Origin of the sequence: Burkholderia sp. BCC1993 (assembly GCF_905339865.1) — a bacterium.
Lineage (GTDB): Bacteria > Pseudomonadota > Gammaproteobacteria > Burkholderiales > Burkholderiaceae > Burkholderia.
Genome location: NZ_CAJPGZ010000060.1, coordinates 1 through 689 on the forward strand (window position 1 = coordinate 1; position 689 = coordinate 689).

At 64.0% G+C, this 689-nt stretch carries 1 protein-coding gene; it reads right to left on the reverse strand.

All coding sequences use genetic code 11. From position 1 onward, the window contains the following. Positions 1–2 precede the first annotated feature (2 nt). Positions 3–689 (reverse strand): 3-hydroxybutyrate dehydrogenase (locus U4Y91_RS36560; RefSeq protein WP_321809124.1); only part of this gene is annotated, 687 nt, incomplete at its 5' end.

Genomic DNA, 689 nt, shown 5'->3' on the forward strand with positions numbered 1-689 from the left:
CGTTACTGCATGAACCAGCCGTGGCTGACGACGAACGACTGGCCCGTGAGCGCGGCGCTCGGGAACGCCGACAGGAACAGCACCGTCTGCGCGACGTCCTGCACCGTCGTGAACACGCCGTCGACCGTGTTGCCGAGCATCACCTTCTTCACCACTTCCTCTTCGCTGATGCCGAGTTCCTTCGCCTGCTCCGGAATCTGCTTGTCGACCAGCGGCGTGCGCACGAAGCCCGGACATACGACGTGCGAGCGCACGTTGTGCTTCGCGCCTTCCTTCGCCAGCACGCGCGCGAGACCGAGCAGCCCGTGCTTGGCCGTCACGTATGCCGACTTCAGCGGCGACGCTTCGTGCGAGTGCACCGAACCCATGTAGATCACGACACCGCCGCGATCGTCCTTGTACATGTGCTTGAGCGCGGCCTTGGTCGTCAGGAACGCGCCGTCGACGTGGATCGCCTGCATCTTCTTCCAGTCGGAGAACGCGTAGTTCTCGATCGGGTTGACGATCTGGATGCCCGCGTTCGACACGAGGATGTCGACCGAGCCGAACGTTTCGGCCACCTTGTCGATGCCGCTGTTGACCGCTTCCTCGTTGGTCACGTCCATCGCGACGCCGATCGCCTTGCCGCCTGCCTTGACGATCTCGTCGGCAACCGCGTTTGCGCCGTCCTGGTTCAGGTCGGCGATCGC